Here is a 17,274-nt window from a genome sequence, read left to right as displayed (position 1 = left end):
ACCATGCCATACGTTGTCGCCCAGCCGTGCGTGGACGTGCGGGACAAGGCCTGCGTGGACGAGTGCCCGGTCGACTGCATCTACGAGGGCTCCCGTTCGCTGTACATCAACCCCAACGAGTGCGTCGACTGCGGCGCCTGCGAGCCCGTGTGCCCCACCGAGGCCATCTTCTATGAGGACGACCTGCCCGAGGCATGGGCGTGGTACAAGGACGCGGCCGTGAGCTTCTTCGCCGAAGTCGGCGACCTCGGCGGCGCCTCCGCCAACGGCCCCATCGGCAAGGATCCCGAGCAGGTGGCCGCTCTGCCTCCGCAGGGCAACTGATCCATGGGTTTCCACGCCTACGAATCCCCCTACGATTGGGGGCGTATCGCCGCATACAAAACGACCGCGAAAGCCGCGCCCGGCGGCATGGTCGACCTCTCCGTCGGCTCTCCCGCCGATCCGGTGCCGGCCAGCGTGCGTCAGGCGCTCGCCGACGCGGCCGATGCGCCGAACGCGTACGGATACCCCGCCACCGCGGGAACCGCGGATTTGCGTCGGGCCATCGACGAATGGTTCCGCGACCAGCGCGGCGTGGATCTGAAGTCGGTGAACGCGGGCGTGACGCCCACGGTCGGATCCAAAGAGGCGGTCGCCCTGATGGCGAGCCTGCTGCATCTGGGACCGGGGGATGTGGTCGTGCAGCCGCGGGTGTCGTATCCCACCTATGAGATCGGCACGCAGCTGGCCGGGGCGAGCGTGCTTAAGGTCGACGACGTGGCCGACGTCGAATCGTGGGCGAACGTGCCGAACGTCAAAGCGGTGTGGGTGAATTCGCCCTGCAATCCCACCGGAGCAGTGATCTCCGCCGACTGGCTGGCCGACATCGTGGCCGCCGCCCGCCGTGTCGGTGCCGTGGTGCTCTCCGACGAATGCTATGCACTGATGGATTGGCGTTCCGGTGCCAGCTGCGCCCCATGCGCGTTGAACGCCCAAGTGTGCGAGGGGAGCGCCAGCAATGTGCTGGTGCTGTATTCGTTGAGCAAGCAGAGCAATATGGCCGGCTACCGCACCGCGTTCATCGCCGGCGACTACCAGCTCGTGGGCGAGATGGCCGAATACCGCAAACAGATCGGGCAGATCATCCCCGGCCCCGTGCAGGCCGCCATGGCCGCGGGCCTGCGCGACGCGGATGCGGTGCGCGCGCAGCGGCAACGGTATGCCGCCCGTCTGAGGATGCTGACGGAGGCGTTGCGTTCGCGCGGATACGACGCCGCCATGCCTCAGGGCGCGCTGTACGTGTGGGTGAAGGCCTTGTCCGGCGATTGCTGGGCCGATATGGCCGCCCTGGCCGAATTGGGGATCGTCGCCAGTCCCGGCGAGTTCTACGGAGCGCCGGAACACCTGCGGTTCTCCGCCACCGCCACCGATGAGGCCATCGCCGACGCCTGTGCGCGCCTAACCCGCTGATCATCTCCCTATAACCTGGCCCCCACCATAATCCCATGGTGCGGTTGCTGGTCTATGCGCCGAAACTGGCCGAGCGTCTGCCGAATTTGCGGCGGACCTCGTCGAGCGCGGCCTCCGCGTCGCGCAACCGTGCGGCCGAGGTTCGCTCGGTCGGACTGGCGGATTCCTCCAGCATGTCGTCCAACGAAGGTTGCACGGCGGTGCCTCCGGCCTCGGTGAGCCCCGAGGCGGACACTCCGGCCAAACGGATCAGTTTGGGCAGGGGAGTGTCGGGGCCGGCCGATTGCGGCATCTCCAGCATGGCCTTCAGTTGGGCCACGCTATGCGGGTACAGCGTGCTCGCCGCGTCCGTGGGACTGTCCATCGTGTGCGATCGGGTGCGGTAGCTCAGGTCGGCGAACCGCAGCTTCACCGTCAGCGTGCGCGCCACCAGTCCGCGACGGCGCAATGTGCTGGCCACGTCATCGCATGCCACGCGCAGCAGGTCGCACACCACACGCATATCGGTGGTGTCGCGTTCCAGCGTATTCTCTGAGCCGATGGATTTCTCCGGCGTATACGGCGTGACCTTCCGCTCGTCGAGACCATGCGAGGCCATCCATAGCCCGTGCGCTGCCGCCGGCGATCCCGTGGCGTGGGCGAGCGCGTCCTCGTCGAGCGCCGCCAGATCCCTCACGGAATGCACGCCCCACGAGTTCAACCGCTGTTCCAGCGATGGGCCGATGCCGGGAATGCCGCGCAACGGCATCATCTGCACGAATTCGGCGGAACGCGCGGTGGGGATGAGCAGCATGCCGTTCGGTTTGGCGTTGGTCGAAGCCATCTTCGCCACCAGCTTGTTGGCCGCGATGCCTACGGAACAGGTCACATGGAAGCGGCGCTCCACCTCCTGGCGGATCCATGCGCCGATCGCGCTGGGCGAGCCCCATCGCAACAAAGCGGCGGAGACGTCCATATAACCCTCGTCAACCGAAACCTGCTCCACTTGGGGTGTGACCGCGTGGAACACGTCGGTCATAATGGCGTGCGAAACACGGCGGTAATAGGCCATATCCACCGGCAGGAAAATACCGTTCGGGCAGAGCTGGCGCGCTCGGGCGGTCGCCATCGCGGAATTCACGCCGTATTCGCGCGCCTCATAGCTTGCGGCGGACACCACCGAACGCACACCGGTGCCGATGATCACCGGCTTGCCTTTGAGCTCCGGCCGTCGGGCGATCTCCAGCGACGCGTAGAAGGCGTCCATATCGATATGCAGCACCGTGCAACCCGTCTCGTCATGGCCCCAGTCGCGTTTGGCGGCCTCAAGTCTCGGTGCGGTGCTCATAGCCCCTCAGTATAGTACAGATGTTCGAACCGTGGGCCCGGCATGAGGGACGCCAAGCCCGACGTCATCCTGAGCGGAGTCCGAATGGCGGAGTCGAAGGATCTCCCACGCCACATGCTCGCCGTTCGGGTGGTTGGGGTAGCCTAGTCCTCCGTGAAGAAGGCTGTGCTTGATGTGTTGAACCGTGTGCCGGTGGTCTGTATCGTGATCGGACAGGCGTTGATCATCTACGTGGCCACGGCCATCGCCAAACTCGCGTTCACGCAGCTCGATCCCTTGTATGCGGTGTGGTACCGCGTCGGTTTCATGGCGGTGCTGCTGATGGCGTGGCGCAGGCCATGGTCCAAAGCCAAACGGGAGGCGATGTTCCACCGCACGCCGCGAGGCTGGGCGCTGGTCGCGTTGCTTGGCTGCTCGATCATGCTGATGAACACCATGTTCTATGTGGCGATCAGCAATATGGACATGGGCATCGCCGTGGCCATCGAGTTCCTTGGTCCGCTTGCGGTGGCGGTGATCACCGGCAACGGCTGGCGCGAGCGCATCGGCATCGGCATCGCCGCGCTCGGCGTGGTGCTGCTGGCCGGCATCTCGCTGACGGGGTCGTCGGACGGCAATTTCGCGGTCGGATTGGTCGCGATTCTCATCGGCGGCACGATGTGGGGCGTATATATCGTCACCGGGCGCAAAGTGGCTTCGCGCGGCAGTTCCTTGGACAACCTCGCCGTCGGCATCGCCATCGGATGGCTGGTGCAGTCGCTGTTCCTCGCCGTGCCGGCGGTCTCCCACGTCGTCCACCCCAAGCCGGACGCCACGTGGGCGTTGGAGCCCGGCGGCTCGTGGATGCTGCTCGGACTGCTGTTTCTGATCTCGCTGTTCGCCTCGTTCATCCCTTATATGGTGGAGCAGGTGACCATGCGCCGCACCACGTCGGGCACGTTCTCGGTGATGCAGTCGATCAACCCCGCCGTCGCGGTGGCCGTCGGCCTTGCGTTCGGTGAAATCCCCAGTCTCGGGGAACTCGGCGGCGTCGCCTTGGTGATTCTGGCCGTCGTCATCACCTTTTCCGGCGATTCCGCCGCGTCCCGCTAAGCATCGTTTCGGATGTTCTCTGACCAATGTGGGATTCGGCCTATGGCGCGCCATGCCGTGCGCTTAACCCCCGTTTGGCGCTTTTCGTGAGTCAATTAAAAGTACATTAACCGCGCTTTTTCGTGTCATATTATGCAGTATCGCGCTGTTTCGCCGGATTTTGGGCGGACACTGCGCAACCTTGCGCGGCAGCTCGCAAACCCTTGGAATCACTGGGTTTTCAGGGGGTGAAGGCATACGAAAAAGGACGGTACCGCGTACCGTCCTTTCGCTCCTCGCGGAGTCAGAGGGATTCGAACCCTCGAGCCGCTATAAACGACTAACACCTTAGCAGGGTGCCCCTATCGGCCACTCAGGCATGACTCCGGCGCTGCATTCATACATGCTCATATGAGCGCAACAGCATATTACATTACCACTGGGTGTGGATGCGACTCGCCCGCCGCGGCGGGAAAGTCGCATCGAAAAACCGAGCGGGTTCCGCGGCGCGCCCGCCCGACGCCCGAGTATCCGAGCGTATCCGAATGATGGGGCCGTCTTGGCCATGCCAATGGCGGCGTAGCCAAAGGCGATCGCAACAAAACGCGTTCCAAAGGCCGAGCGTGAGAAACAGGCGGTCATCTCGCGGACACGTCTCGTCGTCGAACGCGGGCGATGGCTCCGGCCGTGCGGTGGGAATCCGATAGGTGGAGCGGAGGTACGCCATTGTCCGTCCGTCTCCACATGACATCCTAGCCCTTTACGTCTATTGGTGGCGGGCGCGGCGCGTCCTGCCCCGTCGGACGTGCGATTTTCCAATACCTGCAATGGACAGTAGTCTGATAAGGGAGTATGTGAGAAGAGCTGGGAGTCCGATATGAAACATGCGAGCGGCTACGGCCATTACGGTGCGATGCGTGATCGCGTCGGCACCGCGTGGGTGGTTCCCTTAAGCATCGTGGTCGCCATCCTCGTGGTGATCGCGGTATGGTTCGCCACAAGGGGAACCGACGCGCCCGGCACCACGTCCGCCGACGGTTCCAACGCCAGCGTGCGGGCCGATTTGGAGAAAACCGAGGCGACGCCGACTCCGGTGGTCGAACACCACGGCAACTCGCCGGACTGCCCCGACACCGACTGCATCGCCATGCTCGTCAACGGCGACCTGTTGTTCCACGAAGGCCTGTGGAGTCAGTTCGCCGGCGCGGACACCTCCGCCACCGATGGCACGGCATTCAACTTCGACCCGCTGTTCGAGCCGATGCGCAAATACATCCAAGCCTCCGACATCGCCGTCTGCGAATTCGAGACGCCCATCGCCCAGCGCGGCGGCCCCTACTCGGCGTACCCGATCTTCAACATCCCCGCCGAAGTGGCCGATGCGGCCAAAAACGCGGGCTATACCGCCTGCACGCACGCCACCAACCATTCATGGGACCAAGGCGCCGACGGCATCGCCCGCCTATGGGACACGCTGGAGGCGAACGGCATCGCCCAGACCGGCTCCTACAAAACCGAGGCGGATTCCACCAAACCGCTCGTCATCGATTCGCCGACCGGCGGCGGCAAGCTGGGCCTGGTCACCGGCACGGTGTCCCTCAACGGCATGAGTGCCGACTATGACTGGCAGGTGGACCGCCTGCGCGAATCCGGCGATCCGAACCACCAGTCGGATATCGACAAGGCGGTGGCCAAAGCCGAGGCCGCGCGCGAGCAAGGCGCCGACGTGGTGGCCATGGCCATGCATTCCGTGCAGGAGTACATCGACTACGCCGATTCCTGGCAGATCTCCGAAGCCCACGCGCTCGCCGACACGGGCGCCTTCGATGTGATCTATGGTGCCGGATGCCATTGCGCGCAGCCGATCGAGAACTACAACGGCACGTGGATCGTCTACGGTCTGGGCAATGCGGTCACCGAATCCGCCAACACCGCGGCGACCATCGTCAACAACCAGGGCGTCACCGCCCGCATCCAGTTCGCCGGCAAGAAAGGCGTCGCCGGCTCATGGCGCGTCAACCGCATCGACTGGATCCCCACCGCGAATGTGCGCCAAGGCGGCTACCAATGGTGTTCGATCGCCGCGGACAAGCCGGATGGCCCATGTTGGGGAGACGACCAGGACGCCCAGGTGCGGCAACGCATATGGGACGTCATCTATTCGATGGGTGCCGACCAGAACGTGGTGCGCGAATGGAACATCACCGAAGAGCAGGCGCAGCAGACCGCGCAATAGCATCTGCCATCTTTTTCGGCTGGTGTGCCTAAGGTGTTGCCCATGACGCAAGTATTCGAAACCCAATCCGACCGCGCCGACCTGCCGCTTGTGGTGATGCCCGCGGTGCTCGATGCGATGGTCGAACCGATCAAGGCCCAGTTCCCGCAATTGCATGACATCGCCCGCGTGCGCATGTTCGAGGAGTTCACCTCCGACGAAGGCACGCTCGCCGACCGCGCGCAAGGCGCGGATGTGCTGCTGATCGGCGGCTACCACATCAGCGACGCGCTGCTGCGCCGTCTTGCCGACGGCGGCGTCAAATGCCTGGTGTTCTGCGGCACCGGCGTGGCCAGCTACGTCAACCTCGAATTGGCCGAGACGTTGAACCTGCGTGTGTGCAACGCCGAGCACTACGGCGACAACGCGGTGGCCGAACTCACCTTCGCGTTGCTGTTCGAACTGATCCGCCGCACCGGCGAGCTCGACGCGGCCACCAAACGCGGCGACTGGTCGTGGGCCGGTGGCGACGGCCTGCAGTTGGCCGGCAAACGTCTGGGCATCATCGGACTCGGCGGCATCGGCGCCACCGTGGCCCGCATCGCCCGCGCCTTCGGCATGCGGGTGAGCGCTTGGAGCGCGCATGTTCCCGAGAAGATGTTCGCCGACTGCGGCGCGGCCCCGGTGGCCGATCTAGGCGACCTGATCGAGGATTCGGATGTCGTCTCCGTGCATATGCCGCTGCTGGAAGGCGAGCATGGCACGCGCGGCATCATCACCGCCGAGCATTTGGAACGCCTGCGCCCGGGCACGCTGTTCGTCAACACGGCCCGCGCCGAGGTGATCGAGCCGGGCGCGCTGCTCGCCCGACTGCAACGAGGCGACATCCCCGCCGCGCTCGACGTGTATGACCATGAGCCGCTGGCCGCGGACGATCCGTTGTGCCAAATCCCCGGCATCGTGCTCACGCCGCATGTGGGATGGCGCACCGACGGCGCGTTCGTGGAGCTCACCCGCCAGATGGTCGCCTGCGCGGCCGCCTTTCTGCAAGGCGAACGGCTGAACGTCGTGGTGTCGGAACGCTGATGCGCACGATTCTGAATCCTGCCGACCAGCCGGCGCACGCCTCGCTGGTGGAGAAGAAATCCGAATTCATCGGCGACGCCGCCCATATCGACTCGCTTGAGGAGGCGCTCGCGTTCGTGGAGACGATCCGCGAACAGCATCCCAAAGCCCGGCATGTGGCGTATGCGGCGGTGACGGGTGGCGCGGATGGCCGGCTGAGCGAGCGTATGAGCGATGACGGCGAACCTTCCGGCACCGCGGGCAAGCCGATCCTCGACGTGCTGCGCCAAAGCGGCTCCACGGATTGCGTGGTGGCTGTCACCCGGTATTTCGGCGGTATTCTGCTGGGTTCGGGCGGTTTGGTGCGCGCGTATTCGTCGGCCGCTTCGTTGGCGATGAAGGCCGCGACCGCGGCGAGCATCGTGCCCTGCCAGCGGTATCGGCTGAGGTTGGAGTATCCGCAGTTGGCCCGATTGCAGCAGTTGCTGGCGCAAAGCGACGGCACTCAGGATCAGGAGACTTACACCGATAGGGTAGAGCTGGTGGTGGCCGTGCCCGTCGAGAATGCGGCGCGTTTCGAGGATCGGGTGCGTGAGGCGTTCAACGCCGCGTTGACGCCGGAGCCGTTGGATTGCGTGAACCGCGCCGTGCCGGATGCGGGTTCGGGCGCGGATGCCGGTCAGGTCGGCGTCTGAGACGGTTCGTCCACGCTGGGCGATGCCTAGGCGTGGATGATTCGTTAGTAGCTGCCGGTTCGTCCACGATGAGAGGTGTCTCAGCGTGGACGATTTTGTAGTAGCTGTTGTTTTATCCACGCTCGGGCCTGTCAGCGTGGATGGTTCGTTAGTGTGTGCCGGTTCGTCCACGGTGGGCGATGCGTAGGCGTGGATGATTCGTCGGTAGCTGCCGGTTCGTCCACGCCGAGCCGTGCGACGCGGCGAGGCGACGTCGCGGACCCTGAACTAAGCTGGTCGGTATGACCGACGAGAACAGCAATGAGACCACATCCGCTTCGCAGGGCTTCGAACCGTTGACGGAGACTTACGAACGTCTGCGCCATTCCACCGATTCCGCGGAACTCAGCGAATTCGCACGCCGGCCGTTGCCCGACCGCGCCGACCAGGCCTCGTTCTCACGAGCCACGGCATTGCTGGAGGCCGTGGCAGGCAATCCCCACACGCCAGTCGAGGACCGTCTGTTCCTCGCCCAAACCATGCCGTTCCCGAATGTGCTGATCAAATTGTCGGTCGATGCCGAGCCCGCGGTGCGCCAAGCCGTCGCCGCCAACGAGGACAGCAAGAACTGGCTGCTTGGCCGCCTGACCAAGGATCCGATTCCTGAAGTGCGCGACACCGCGCTCACCAACAAGCACACGTCATGGAAGATGCGTCTGGAGGGGGCGCAGAATCCCGAAACGGATACCCAGACCTTGGATTATCTTGGGGTTCTCGGCACGGAACTCGAATCAGGGGCCTCGCCGATCCTCTCGTCCATGGTGCGCCGCGCCGTGGCGTTGAATCCCAACACCAGCGCGGAAATGCGCGAAAAACTGGCGACGGATCCGTCCGAAGAGGTGCGCCGCGCCGCAGGCCGGTAGTTTTCGCGCGTGTCATGATTGATCGTTTCCCGAGGTGCGGGGGAGAGGTCGGGGGAATGGGCGCGTGGCTTCAACCGGTCCGTTTGCCCGTAACATGGAGGATCGGACCGTGTCCGTTGCCCCCGTCTTTTTTCTGACAACGATTGCAGAAACCGTAAAACAGCCGCGTGGCGCGGTTTTTCGATGGTTACACTAAACACTATGACAGAGAACTTTGAGAGTGAAGAACGTCTGGCACGTCCGCTGATTCGTTTGGCTCGATTGGTCGGAATCGCCACAAGTTACACTGGCATGAGCCATGACTGGCACGAGATCGACGATGATGTCCTGGTCGAAGTGCTGGCGGCGCTTGGCGTCGACGCCCGTGACGAATCCATCGCGCTCGACTCCATCCGCGGGATCCTGCGCGAACGACATGGCCGTCTGGTCGCGCCCACCGTGCTGCATATCGCCGGCCGTGAAGATCACGCGTTGGTGAACACCGGAATCCTGGAGGTCCCCTCGGGCACGATCACTCTGGAGAACGGCGAGGAATACGAGGGCACGCTGGTTCCCGGCCCTGGGGATGGCTCGAAGGCCTACGAGGTGGACGGCAAATTCGTGTCCACCGCCTCGCTCGCCATTCCCGCGGATCTGCCGATCGGCTACCACACCCTGCATGTCACGGTCGCCGGCCGCACGGAGGACGCCACGCTGATCAGCGTTCCCGAGCGGGTGGAATTGCTGGACGAGATGAAGTCCGGCAGCCTGTGGGGGTGGATGGCGCAGCTGTACTCCATCCGCTCCGCCGGATCGTGGGGCGTGGGTGACTACGAGGACCTCAAAACCCTGCTGGTGGAGTCCAAGCAGCGCACGGGCGCCGATTTCATGCTGATCAATCCGATGCATGCGGCCGAGCCGGTCTCCCCGCTGACCCCGTCGCCGTATCTGCCGGTGTCGCGCAGTCTGGTGAACTTCACCTACATCCGCCCCGAACGCGTCGCCGAATACGCGCAGCTGGACGAGGCCACGCGCGCCCAGATCGACGCGCTTCACGCCGAAACCGATCCGCTGAACGGCGATTCGCAGGTTATCGACCGCGACACCATGTGGGGCGCGAAGATGCGCGCGCTGTGGCTGATCTTCAAAGCCGGGCGCAGCGCGGAACGTCAGGCGCGGTTCGACGCGTTCAAGGCGGAGCAGGGCGATGATTTGGAGGCCTACGCCACATGGTGCCTGTGCTATGACAAGTGGGGCGCGCCCGATGGCGGCGAGGAGAACTGGGAACGTACGCTCACCAAGGATTCCGAACAGGTCGTCGCGCTGAGGGATCGGTTCCCCGACACGCTTGATTTCTACCGTTGGCTGGAATGGGTCGCCGTGGAGCAGTTCAACGCGGCGCAGCAGGCCGCGCGCGATGCGGGCATGGCCATCGGCGTGATGGCCGATATGGCCGTCGGCGTGCATCCCAACGGTTCCGAAGTGTGGTGGAATCCCGAGCGCTTCGCCAAAGGCGCGACCGTGGGCGCCCCGCCGGACATGTTCAACCAGCAGGGCCAGAATTGGAGCCAGCCGCCGTTGAACCCGCTCGATCTGGAGCGTACCGGCTACGCCGCCTACCGCCAGATGGTTCATAGCATGTTCGCGCGCGCCGGCGCGGTGCGTATCGACCATATCCTCGGCCTGTTCCGCCTGTGGTGGATTCCCGAGGGACGCAGCGCGACGGATGGCGCCTATGTGCACTACGACGCCGATGTCATGCTGGGCATCCTCGCGCTGGAGGCCTCGCGCGCCGGCGGTGTCGTCGTCGGCGAGGACTTGGGCGTGGTGCCCGATTACGTGGCCGACTCGCTGTCCGCGCATGGTCTGTTGGGCTGCGCGGTCGAATGGTTCGAACAGCGCGACGGTGTGTTCCGCACGCCGAAGCAGTGGCGCGAATACGCGCTCGCCTCGGTGAACACGCATGATCTGCCGCCGGCGGCCGGCTATCTCGAGTATGAGCATGTGCAGATCCGCGAACGTCTGGGACTGCTGTCGTGCCCGGTCGAGGAGTTCCAGGCCAGCGCCCAGGCCGAGCAGGATGCGATGATCGCGATGCTGGTCGACAACGGCTATCTCGACGCGCAGGCCGCCGCGGACCGTGTGGCCAACGAGAAGACGATCGTGGAGGCCCTGTACCGCGCGCTCACCGATTCGCCGTGCAAACTGCTCGCCGCCTCGATCACCGACGCGGTGGGCGAGAAGCGCGCGCAGAACCAGCCGGGCACCAATAACGAGTATCCGAACTGGCGTATTCCGCTGGGTGACGAGCACGGCAACGTGGTTCCGGTCGAGGGATTGTTCGACCGCGAGTCCGTGCAGCGCATCGCCGCGATCATGCGGGGCTGAGACGCAACCCGCTGGTTGCCTAAAGTCAAGGCCGGCGATATACTAGTGGATTGTTGTGTTTCCCTAAGGGGTCCTTCAAAGCGCTTTCCCACTCGCCATCGAGGACTTTCAGGGAGCCCACGGATAATGAGGCTTGAAAAGCCGGGCTTTGCGCCGCTTCAACGCATGCCCGGATTTGGACGGCCCGGAACACAATGAATAGAAAAGGTACCCTAGTGAAAACTTTCACTCCGAAGCCAGCTGATCTGACTCATGACTGGTATGTTGTCGACGCCACCGACGTGGTGCTCGGTCGTCTCGCCTCCCAGGTCGCAACCCTGCTGCGTGGCAAGAACAAGCCGACCTATGCGCCCCACGCCGATTCCGGCAACCATGTGATCATCATCAACGCCGACAAGATTGCTCTGACCGGCAACAAGATGGGCAAGGAACTCTACATGCACTCCGGCCGTCCGGGCGGTCTGCGTCGCGATTCCTACGCCGAGCTGCTCGAGAAGAACCCCGAGCGCATCATCCGCGCCGCCGTCAAGGGCATGCTGCCGAAGAACCGTCTGGCCAAGGTGCAGCTTGATCGTCTGCGCATCTTCCGTGGCGCCGAGCACCCGCACGTCGCCCAGAAGCCGCAGGCTTTCGAGATCGCCCAGGTCTCGCAACAGGCCAAGTGAACCGTAGGAGGAGATAAGAATCATGGCTGAAAACACCAACGACTCCCAGGTTCAGGAAACCGAAGAGCTCACCAGCTACACCACCGAGACCAACGAGGGCGCCGGCACCGGCACCTCCGCGATCGAGCCGGGCTACGGCACCGGTCGCCGCAAGGAGGCAGTCGCCCGCGTGCGTCTGATTCCGGGCTCCGGCAAGTGGACCATCAACGGCCGCACCCTGGAGGAGTACTTCCCCTCCAAGCTGCTGCAGCGTGAGGTCAACTCCCCGATCGTGCTGCTCAAGCTCGAAGGCAAGTTCGACGCGATCGTCCTCGTTGACGGCGGCGGCACCACCGGCCAGGCCGGCGCCATCCGCCTCGGCGTGGCCCGCGCGCTCAACGCCATCGACCGCGATGCCAACCGCGCCACCCTGAAGAAGGCTGGCTTCCTGACCCGCGACTCCCGTGTCGTGGAGCGCAAGAAGGCCGGTCTGCACAAGGCTCGCCGCGCACCGCAGTTCTCCAAGCGTTAAGTTTGGCGCGATACGCGTTATACGAAAGGCTCTCGGATTTTTCCGGGAGCCTTTCTCGTTTCCATGGCGGATATTGTCATTCCGTGGAGATGCTTGCGCCTCGTCGCACTGCGCTCAGCGTGACGAATAACCGTTATCATCGTCATCCCGAGCGGAGTCGAGGGATCTCCTGGCGAAGAGAGATCCCTCGACTCCGCTCGGGATGACGATGTTGCGGGTGGCTGCTATCCCACCTGCTTCATCAGGCTGATGCTTAAGGCGGGGGCCGTCCAGACATTGTCGTCGGGCTGTTCCGCCACGGCCGGCTGCTCCGCCGGGGATTGCGACTGTGTTTGGGCCTGTGATTGGGCCTTGCCCTTGACGGCCGATGCATCGCGTGCGTCATCGCGTGCGCTGGTGCCATATACGCTGCCATCGTGCGCACCACCATCGCGCGCGTCGTCGTCGCGCGCCGCCGGCATCGCCAAGGTGCTGGATTCGTTCTCCGTTTCGACCATCGACACCAGATGGATCGCGTCGTCGGCCGCCATCCGCTCCTGCATCCGCTTGATCAGATAGTGTACGGAGCTGTCGGGCGGCACGTTCCTCGTCCAGGTGGACTGCGAATCCTCAGTGGGCAGATCCTCCACCGCCAGCCCGTGTCCGGGCCTCTGTCCGGTCGATTCCGCCGAGCTCCACACCGGCGTCCATTCGCTGTCGGAGGGCAGGCGGAAGGCGGTGTCCTCGTTCACACCGTTGACGAGCAGCAGCACGTCCACCTCATTGTTGGAGAGCAGCCGCATGGTGAAGCTGCGCATCCCCAGATCGAACCAGTCGCGTTCCATGGGCGTCGTGCCGTTGGGCAGGAACCACTGCACGCGGCTGGAGGGCTTGAGCAATCCCAGCTGGCTCAATCGCGTGAAGAAATCCTCATGATGGAACATGTCCAGCGAGCGCCGCAGCGACAGCAGCCGCGAGACGGTGTCCAGACGGTTCATCTGGGGCGTCTTCTCCGGCGCGTACAGCCAGTCCCACGTCAGCCAGGTGATGTCGTTGTCCTGGCTGTAGGGGTTGTTGTTGCCGTGCTGCGAGTTGCCGAACTCGTCTCCGGCGAGCATCATCGGGGTGCCGAGGCTGAGCAGCAGCGTGCCCAGCATGTTCATCGCGGCCCGCTCGCGTTTGAGTGTGATCGCGGGGTCGTCACTCGGCCCTTCCACGCCGAAGTTGGCGGAATGGTTCACATTCGAGCCGTCGTTGTTGTTCTCGCCGTTGACCTCGTTGTGTTTGACCGCGTATTGCGTCAGATCGGTGAGGGTGAAGCCGTCGTGGCAGGCGACGTAGTTGATCGACGATGAGGCGCCTCGCCCTGGATCGGTGGCGAACAGGTCCGCCGATCCGCACAGGCGCGTGGCCATCTCCTGCATGCCGACGCGGCCCGATCCGTGGCCGGCCTCCACGTCGGTGAGCCAGAAGGTGCGGGTCGTGTCGCGGAAGCGGTCGTTCCACTCGCCGAAGGGGCTGCCGAACTGGCCGGTGCGCCAGCCGAGGTTACCCAGATCCCACGGTTCCATAATGAGTTTGAGATTGCCGAGCAGCAGGTCGGAGCGCAGGGCGTACAGGAAAGGATGGTGGCGGGTGAATTCGCCGTCGAGCCGGGCGAGCGAGGCCGCCAGGTCGAAGCGGAATCCGTCGATGCCGATGCGTTTGGCCCAGTAGCGCAGCGAATCGATGGCGAATGTGATGACGTGCGTGTTCGTGAAGTCGAGGCTGTTGCCGCAGCCGGTGGTGTCTTCGAGCCGTCCGACGTTGTCTTTCTGGTGGCGGTAGTAGGAGATGGAGTCGAGGCCTCGCCAGCAGGTGGTCGGCCCTTCCACGCCGCCCTCGCAGGTGTGGTTGTAGACCACGTCCATAATGACCTCGAAGCCCGCCTCGTGCAGGGCGCGCACCATGTCGATGACCTCCTGGCGCACCGCGCCGGCGCCGCGTTCGCGCGCGGCCTTGGTGGCGTAGGAGGGTTCGGGGGAGAAGTAGTTCAGGGTCGAATATCCCCAATAGTTGCTGCGGCCGTGCTCTTGGAGGAACAGTTCGTCCTGCTTGGCTTGGATGGGCAGCAGCTCGAGGGAGGTGACGCCGAGGTTCTGCAGGTAGCTCAAGGTGATGGGGTGCGCGAGGCCCGCGTAGGTGCCGCGCAGTTCCTCGGGCAGCCATGGCGCGTTGGCGGTGAAGCCTTTGACGTGCAGCTCGTAGATCACCGTTTTGCTCCACGGCACGTGGGGGTGGTCCGGGTCTCCTTCGTGTTTTTTGGAGTCGCGGTCGTCGATCGCCACGGATATGGGCATGTGCCCGAGCGAGTCGATGGTGTTCATGGGGCCGAACGCGGAGCCTTTCACCTTGCCGTCCACCACGTCGCAGTCGTAGGAGAAGGCGGCGGGGCAGAGCTCCATGGAGCCGTCGATGCCTTTGCCGTAGGGGTCGAGCAGCAGTTTGTACGGGTTGAAGCGCACGCCGTGTTTCGGATCCCACGCCCCATCCACGCGGTAGCCGTAGCGCATGCCGTCCCACGCTTTGGGCAGATGCACATACCACAGTCCGTAGTTCGGTCCCTGCATGCGGAACAGCGTCTCGCGCACATACAGCGATTCGATGACTCGCGAGCAGACGGCGAATTCCTGGATCTGGCGCACGAAGGGCACGTTGGGGGTGTCGAACAGGCGGACGGATTCGCCGAAGAACGCGCTGGGCTGGTCGATGGGCTCCAGCACGGACAGCCAGACCTGATCGGCGGTTTCCGAGCGCACGACGGCGTCGGCGCCGCCATCGTCGGTGAAGTACAGACCGGGCCTCGTCGCATACCGGTGAAGTTTCGGATTCCTCATAGCTGTATTCTACCGACACGCCGTGCAAAGTAGTTTTAGAAAACGAATTTGCAAAACAGAATTAAATAAGATATGCTCATTGTCAACACCGCACCGCAGACGGAGCGGCGGCAAACACAAATCATCGTGGATCACACACTTTCGCAGTGGAAAGGACAATCATTATGAAGGCTCTCGTGCTCACCGGCGTCAAGGAATTCGAAATCCAGGAACTGCCGACCCCGGCCATCGCGCCGAATGAGGTGCTTATCAACACCGCTTATGCGGGCGTGTGCGGCACCGACCACGACCTGTACGCCGGCCGTCCCGGCTCCGCCGCCGCCGTGCCGCCGATCGTGCTCGGCCATGAGAACTCCGGCGTGGTCGCCGCCGTCGGCGCGGAAGTGACCAACGTGGTCGTCGGCGACCGCGTGGCCGTCGACCCGAACATCTACTGCGGCCAGTGCGAGTTCTGCCTCACGCAGCGCCCCGAACTGTGCGACCATCTCTCCGCCGTGGGCGTGACCCGCGACGGCGGCCTCGCCGAACAGTTCACCGCCCCGGCCACCGTGGTCTACAAGCTGCCCGACAACGTCTCCCTGCGCGACGCCGCCGCCATCGAGCCCGTCTCCTGCGGCGTGCACGGCCTCGACCTGCTCGATCTGCATCCTTATCAGAAGGCGCTGGTCATCGGCGACGGCTTCATGGGGCAGATTTTCGCCCAGCTGCTGCAGGCCTATGGCGTGCATCAGGTCGACCTCGCCGGCATCTTCGACGAGAAGCTCAAGCGCAACCAGGAGGAGTTCGGCGTCGCCAATATCTACAACACCACCCGCGAGGCCATCCCGGCCGACTCCTACGACGTGGTGATCGAGGCCGTCGGTCTGCCCGCCACCCAGGCGCAGGCCGTGGCCGCCACCAAGAAGGGCGCGCAGGTGCTGATGTTCGGCGTCGGCCCGCAGGAGGCGCATTTCGAGATGAACACCTACGACATCTACAAGAAGCAGCTGACCATCCAAGGCTCCTTCATCAACCCGCTCACCTTCCGCGACGCGATCTCGCTGGTGTCGGCCGGCAAGATGAACATCGGCGGCCTGATCAGCCACGAGCTGGAACTCGAGCAGGTGCAGGACTTCCTCGACGGCAAGATCGCCGGCGTCTCCAAGGCCGTCGTCAAGCTCGGCGAGTAAGGCCCCCGCGCCGTCCGCACGCGCCTGCCGGGACGAGAACGCCGGCAGGCGCGCATCTCTCCGCCCACCCCGTTTAAGGAAATGAGTCAACGATGACCACCATGGATTTCGCAACGTCTTCATCCTCTCCGTCGTCCGTCTCCTCGTCTGCGAGGGCCGGTCGCACGGCGTCCCGCGGCACCACCATCGCCCTGTTCGCGCTGTCCCTGCCGCTCAACGCGTTGGGCAACGTGCTTACCGCCGTCTCGAGCAACCGCGTCGCCGGCGAAGGCGCGCAGGCCTCCTATCTCGGCGCGGCGTTCTGGACCGCGGCCGAATACAATTTCGCCGATGTGCTGCCTGCGTGGCTGAACGTCGGCGGCGTCTTCAACCTGCAGTTCTGGTCGTTCTTTTTGGTCGGTCTGGCGGTGATCGTCGTCAACCAGCTGCTGGTTGGACGTGTGAACTGGGCGCGCATCCTCGGCAATGTGATCTTCCTCGTGCCGTTCTCGCTGCTGGTGGGCGTGTTCACCGACTTCTTCCTCGGCCGCTACACGCCCGGCTGGGACGGTCTGCCCTATGCGGGCTCCAGTATCGTCATGCACGTGGCGTACGTGCTGGTGAACTTCGTCGGCGTCGCCTGCATCGCCATCGCCATCTCGATCTACCAGCGCGCGAACATCGCGTTGCATCCGGCGGACGACCTGATGCAGATCCTGCGGTTCAAATACTGCAAGGGGAACGCCGCGGTGGCCATGTGGCTGTCGTATGTGCCGCCGGCGCTGGTGGCCGTCGTCTCGATCGCGCTGCTGTCGGTGGCCAACGGCGGTTTGACGGTGAACTTCTTCGGTCTGGGCACCGTATTCGCCTTCCTGTTCCAGGGCGGTATCACCGGCTGGGCCGACACGCACGTGTTCCCTTCGTTCAAGCACCAGGCGCTCGACGTGGGTGCCGTGGCCGCATAATGCGGCGACGCGCGCGGGCCGGGTCCGGGCGGCGGG

At 64.3% G+C, this 17,274-nt stretch carries 13 protein-coding genes, 1 tRNA gene and 1 pseudogene; 12 read left to right on the top strand and 3 right to left on the bottom strand.

The features are described 5' to 3' along the window. The first annotated feature begins 3 nt into the window (after positions 1 to 3). Together fdxA and dapC are read left to right on the top strand one after the other, a co-directional pair. Positions 4 to 324: a ferredoxin gene (gene fdxA / locus BE0216_RS05445; RefSeq protein WP_072724806.1), complete on the top strand. Its 321-nt coding sequence runs from the start codon at positions 4 to 6 to the stop codon at positions 322 to 324. 3 nt (positions 325 to 327) lie between these two features. Next, the gene (gene dapC / locus BE0216_RS05440; protein ID WP_094637332.1) at positions 328 to 1,452 is read left to right on the top strand and encodes a succinyldiaminopimelate transaminase; all 1,125 of its coding nucleotides are present in this window, start codon (positions 328 to 330) and stop codon (positions 1,450 to 1,452) included. Between the two features lie 52 nt (positions 1,453 to 1,504). On the opposite strand, the gene dinB is transcribed toward dapC, so the two are convergent. Beyond that, the gene (gene dinB / locus BE0216_RS05435) at positions 1,505 to 2,779 is read right to left on the bottom strand and encodes a DNA polymerase IV (protein WP_094637331.1); all 1,275 of its coding nucleotides are present in this window, start codon (positions 2,777 to 2,779) and stop codon (positions 1,505 to 1,507) included. A gap of 153 nt (positions 2,780 to 2,932) precedes the next feature. On the opposite strand from dinB, the gene BE0216_RS05430 reads away from it, so the two are divergent. Then, the gene (locus tag BE0216_RS05430; RefSeq protein WP_094637330.1) at positions 2,933 to 3,871 is read left to right on the top strand and encodes an EamA family transporter; all 939 of its coding nucleotides are present in this window, start codon (positions 2,933 to 2,935) and stop codon (positions 3,869 to 3,871) included. Positions 3,872 to 4,149: 278 nt separating this feature from the next. Here BE0216_RS05430 and BE0216_RS05425 read toward each other — a convergent pair. Then, positions 4,150 to 4,237 (bottom strand) — tRNA-Ser (locus tag BE0216_RS05425). Between the two features lie 490 nt (positions 4,238 to 4,727). Between BE0216_RS05425 and BE0216_RS05420 the strand changes: the two genes are divergently transcribed. The 7 genes from BE0216_RS05420 (at position 4,728) to rpsI (ending at position 12,270) form a co-directional block, all read left to right on the top strand. Continuing rightward, on the top strand, positions 4,728 to 6,086 hold the full coding sequence (locus tag BE0216_RS05420) for a CapA family protein (protein WP_094637329.1): 1,359 nt from the start codon (positions 4,728 to 4,730) through the stop codon (positions 6,084 to 6,086). Positions 6,087 to 6,128: 42 nt separating this feature from the next. Further along, positions 6,129 to 7,151 carry an NAD(P)-dependent oxidoreductase gene (locus tag BE0216_RS05415; protein ID WP_094637328.1) on the top strand — a complete coding sequence of 341 codons (1,023 nt, stop codon included), beginning with the start codon at positions 6,129 to 6,131 and terminating at the stop codon, positions 7,149 to 7,151. After that, positions 7,151 to 7,825 (top strand): IMPACT family protein, encoded by a 675-nt coding sequence (locus BE0216_RS05410; RefSeq protein ID WP_094637327.1) that lies wholly within the window; start codon positions 7,151 to 7,153, stop codon positions 7,823 to 7,825. The genes BE0216_RS05415 and BE0216_RS05410 overlap by 1 nt, the downstream gene beginning before the upstream one ends. Before the next feature lie 281 nt (positions 7,826 to 8,106). Then, entirely contained in the window at positions 8,107 to 8,727 is a 621-nt protein-coding gene (locus tag BE0216_RS05405; protein WP_094637326.1) for an AbrB family transcriptional regulator, read from the top strand. Between the two features lie 201 nt (positions 8,728 to 8,928). Further along, positions 8,929 to 11,094, top strand: coding sequence for a 4-alpha-glucanotransferase (malQ, locus tag BE0216_RS05400; protein ID WP_094637325.1), 2,166 nt, complete (start codon positions 8,929 to 8,931; stop codon positions 11,092 to 11,094). Positions 11,095 to 11,309: 215 nt separating this feature from the next. Further along, on the top strand, positions 11,310 to 11,759 hold the full coding sequence (gene rplM, locus BE0216_RS05395) for a 50S ribosomal protein L13 (protein WP_094637324.1): 450 nt from the start codon (positions 11,310 to 11,312) through the stop codon (positions 11,757 to 11,759). Positions 11,760 to 11,781: 22 nt separating this feature from the next. Then, positions 11,782 to 12,270, top strand: a complete 489-nt coding sequence (rpsI, locus tag BE0216_RS05390) for a 30S ribosomal protein S9 (protein ID WP_094637323.1) — start codon at positions 11,782 to 11,784, stop codon at positions 12,268 to 12,270. A 620-nt stretch (positions 12,271 to 12,890) separates the two neighbouring features. On the opposite strand, the pseudogene glgX reads toward rpsI, so the two are convergent. Beyond that, positions 12,891 to 15,125 (bottom strand): annotated as a pseudogene (glgX, locus tag BE0216_RS05385) (glycogen debranching protein GlgX); the annotation flags it as partial. Between the two features lie 164 nt (positions 15,126 to 15,289). Between glgX and BE0216_RS05380 the strand changes: the two are divergent. Both BE0216_RS05380 and BE0216_RS05375 read left to right on the top strand, forming a co-directional pair. After that, the gene (locus BE0216_RS05380; RefSeq protein ID WP_094637321.1) at positions 15,290 to 16,294 is read left to right on the top strand and encodes a zinc-dependent alcohol dehydrogenase family protein; all 1,005 of its coding nucleotides are present in this window, start codon (positions 15,290 to 15,292) and stop codon (positions 16,292 to 16,294) included. A gap of 92 nt (positions 16,295 to 16,386) precedes the next feature. Then, positions 16,387 to 17,238: a hypothetical protein gene (locus BE0216_RS05375; RefSeq protein ID WP_211279945.1), complete on the top strand. Its 852-nt coding sequence runs from the start codon at positions 16,387 to 16,389 to the stop codon at positions 17,236 to 17,238. The last annotated feature ends 36 nt before the right edge of the window (positions 17,239 to 17,274 follow it).

The sequence above is a fragment of the Bifidobacterium eulemuris genome (assembly GCF_014898155.1).
Classification (GTDB): domain Bacteria; phylum Actinomycetota; class Actinomycetes; order Actinomycetales; family Bifidobacteriaceae; genus Bifidobacterium; species Bifidobacterium eulemuris.
The sequence above is the reverse complement of the archived record's forward strand: the minus strand, read 5'-3'. Positions and strand labels throughout refer to the sequence as shown.

Coding starts and splice junctions, on each gene's coding strand:
- fdxA (WP_072724806.1), top strand. CDS start 4: ATGCCATACGTTGTCGCCCAGCCGTGCGTGGACGTGCGGGACAAGGCC.
- dapC (WP_094637332.1), top strand. CDS start 328: ATGGGTTTCCACGCCTACGAATCCCCCTACGATTGGGGGCGTATCGCC.
- dinB (WP_094637331.1), bottom strand. CDS start 2,779: ATGAGCACCGCACCGAGACTTGAGGCCGCCAAACGCGACTGGGGCCAT.
- BE0216_RS05420 (WP_094637329.1), top strand. CDS start 4,728: ATGAAACATGCGAGCGGCTACGGCCATTACGGTGCGATGCGTGATCGC.
- BE0216_RS05415 (WP_094637328.1), top strand. CDS start 6,129: ATGACGCAAGTATTCGAAACCCAATCCGACCGCGCCGACCTGCCGCTT.
- BE0216_RS05410 (WP_094637327.1), top strand. CDS start 7,151: ATGCGCACGATTCTGAATCCTGCCGACCAGCCGGCGCACGCCTCGCTG.
- BE0216_RS05405 (WP_094637326.1), top strand. CDS start 8,107: ATGACCGACGAGAACAGCAATGAGACCACATCCGCTTCGCAGGGCTTC.
- malQ (WP_094637325.1), top strand. CDS start 8,929: ATGACAGAGAACTTTGAGAGTGAAGAACGTCTGGCACGTCCGCTGATT.
- rpsI (WP_094637323.1), top strand. CDS start 11,782: ATGGCTGAAAACACCAACGACTCCCAGGTTCAGGAAACCGAAGAGCTC.
- BE0216_RS05380 (WP_094637321.1), top strand. CDS start 15,290: ATGAAGGCTCTCGTGCTCACCGGCGTCAAGGAATTCGAAATCCAGGAA.
- BE0216_RS05375 (WP_211279945.1), top strand. CDS start 16,387: ATGACCACCATGGATTTCGCAACGTCTTCATCCTCTCCGTCGTCCGTC.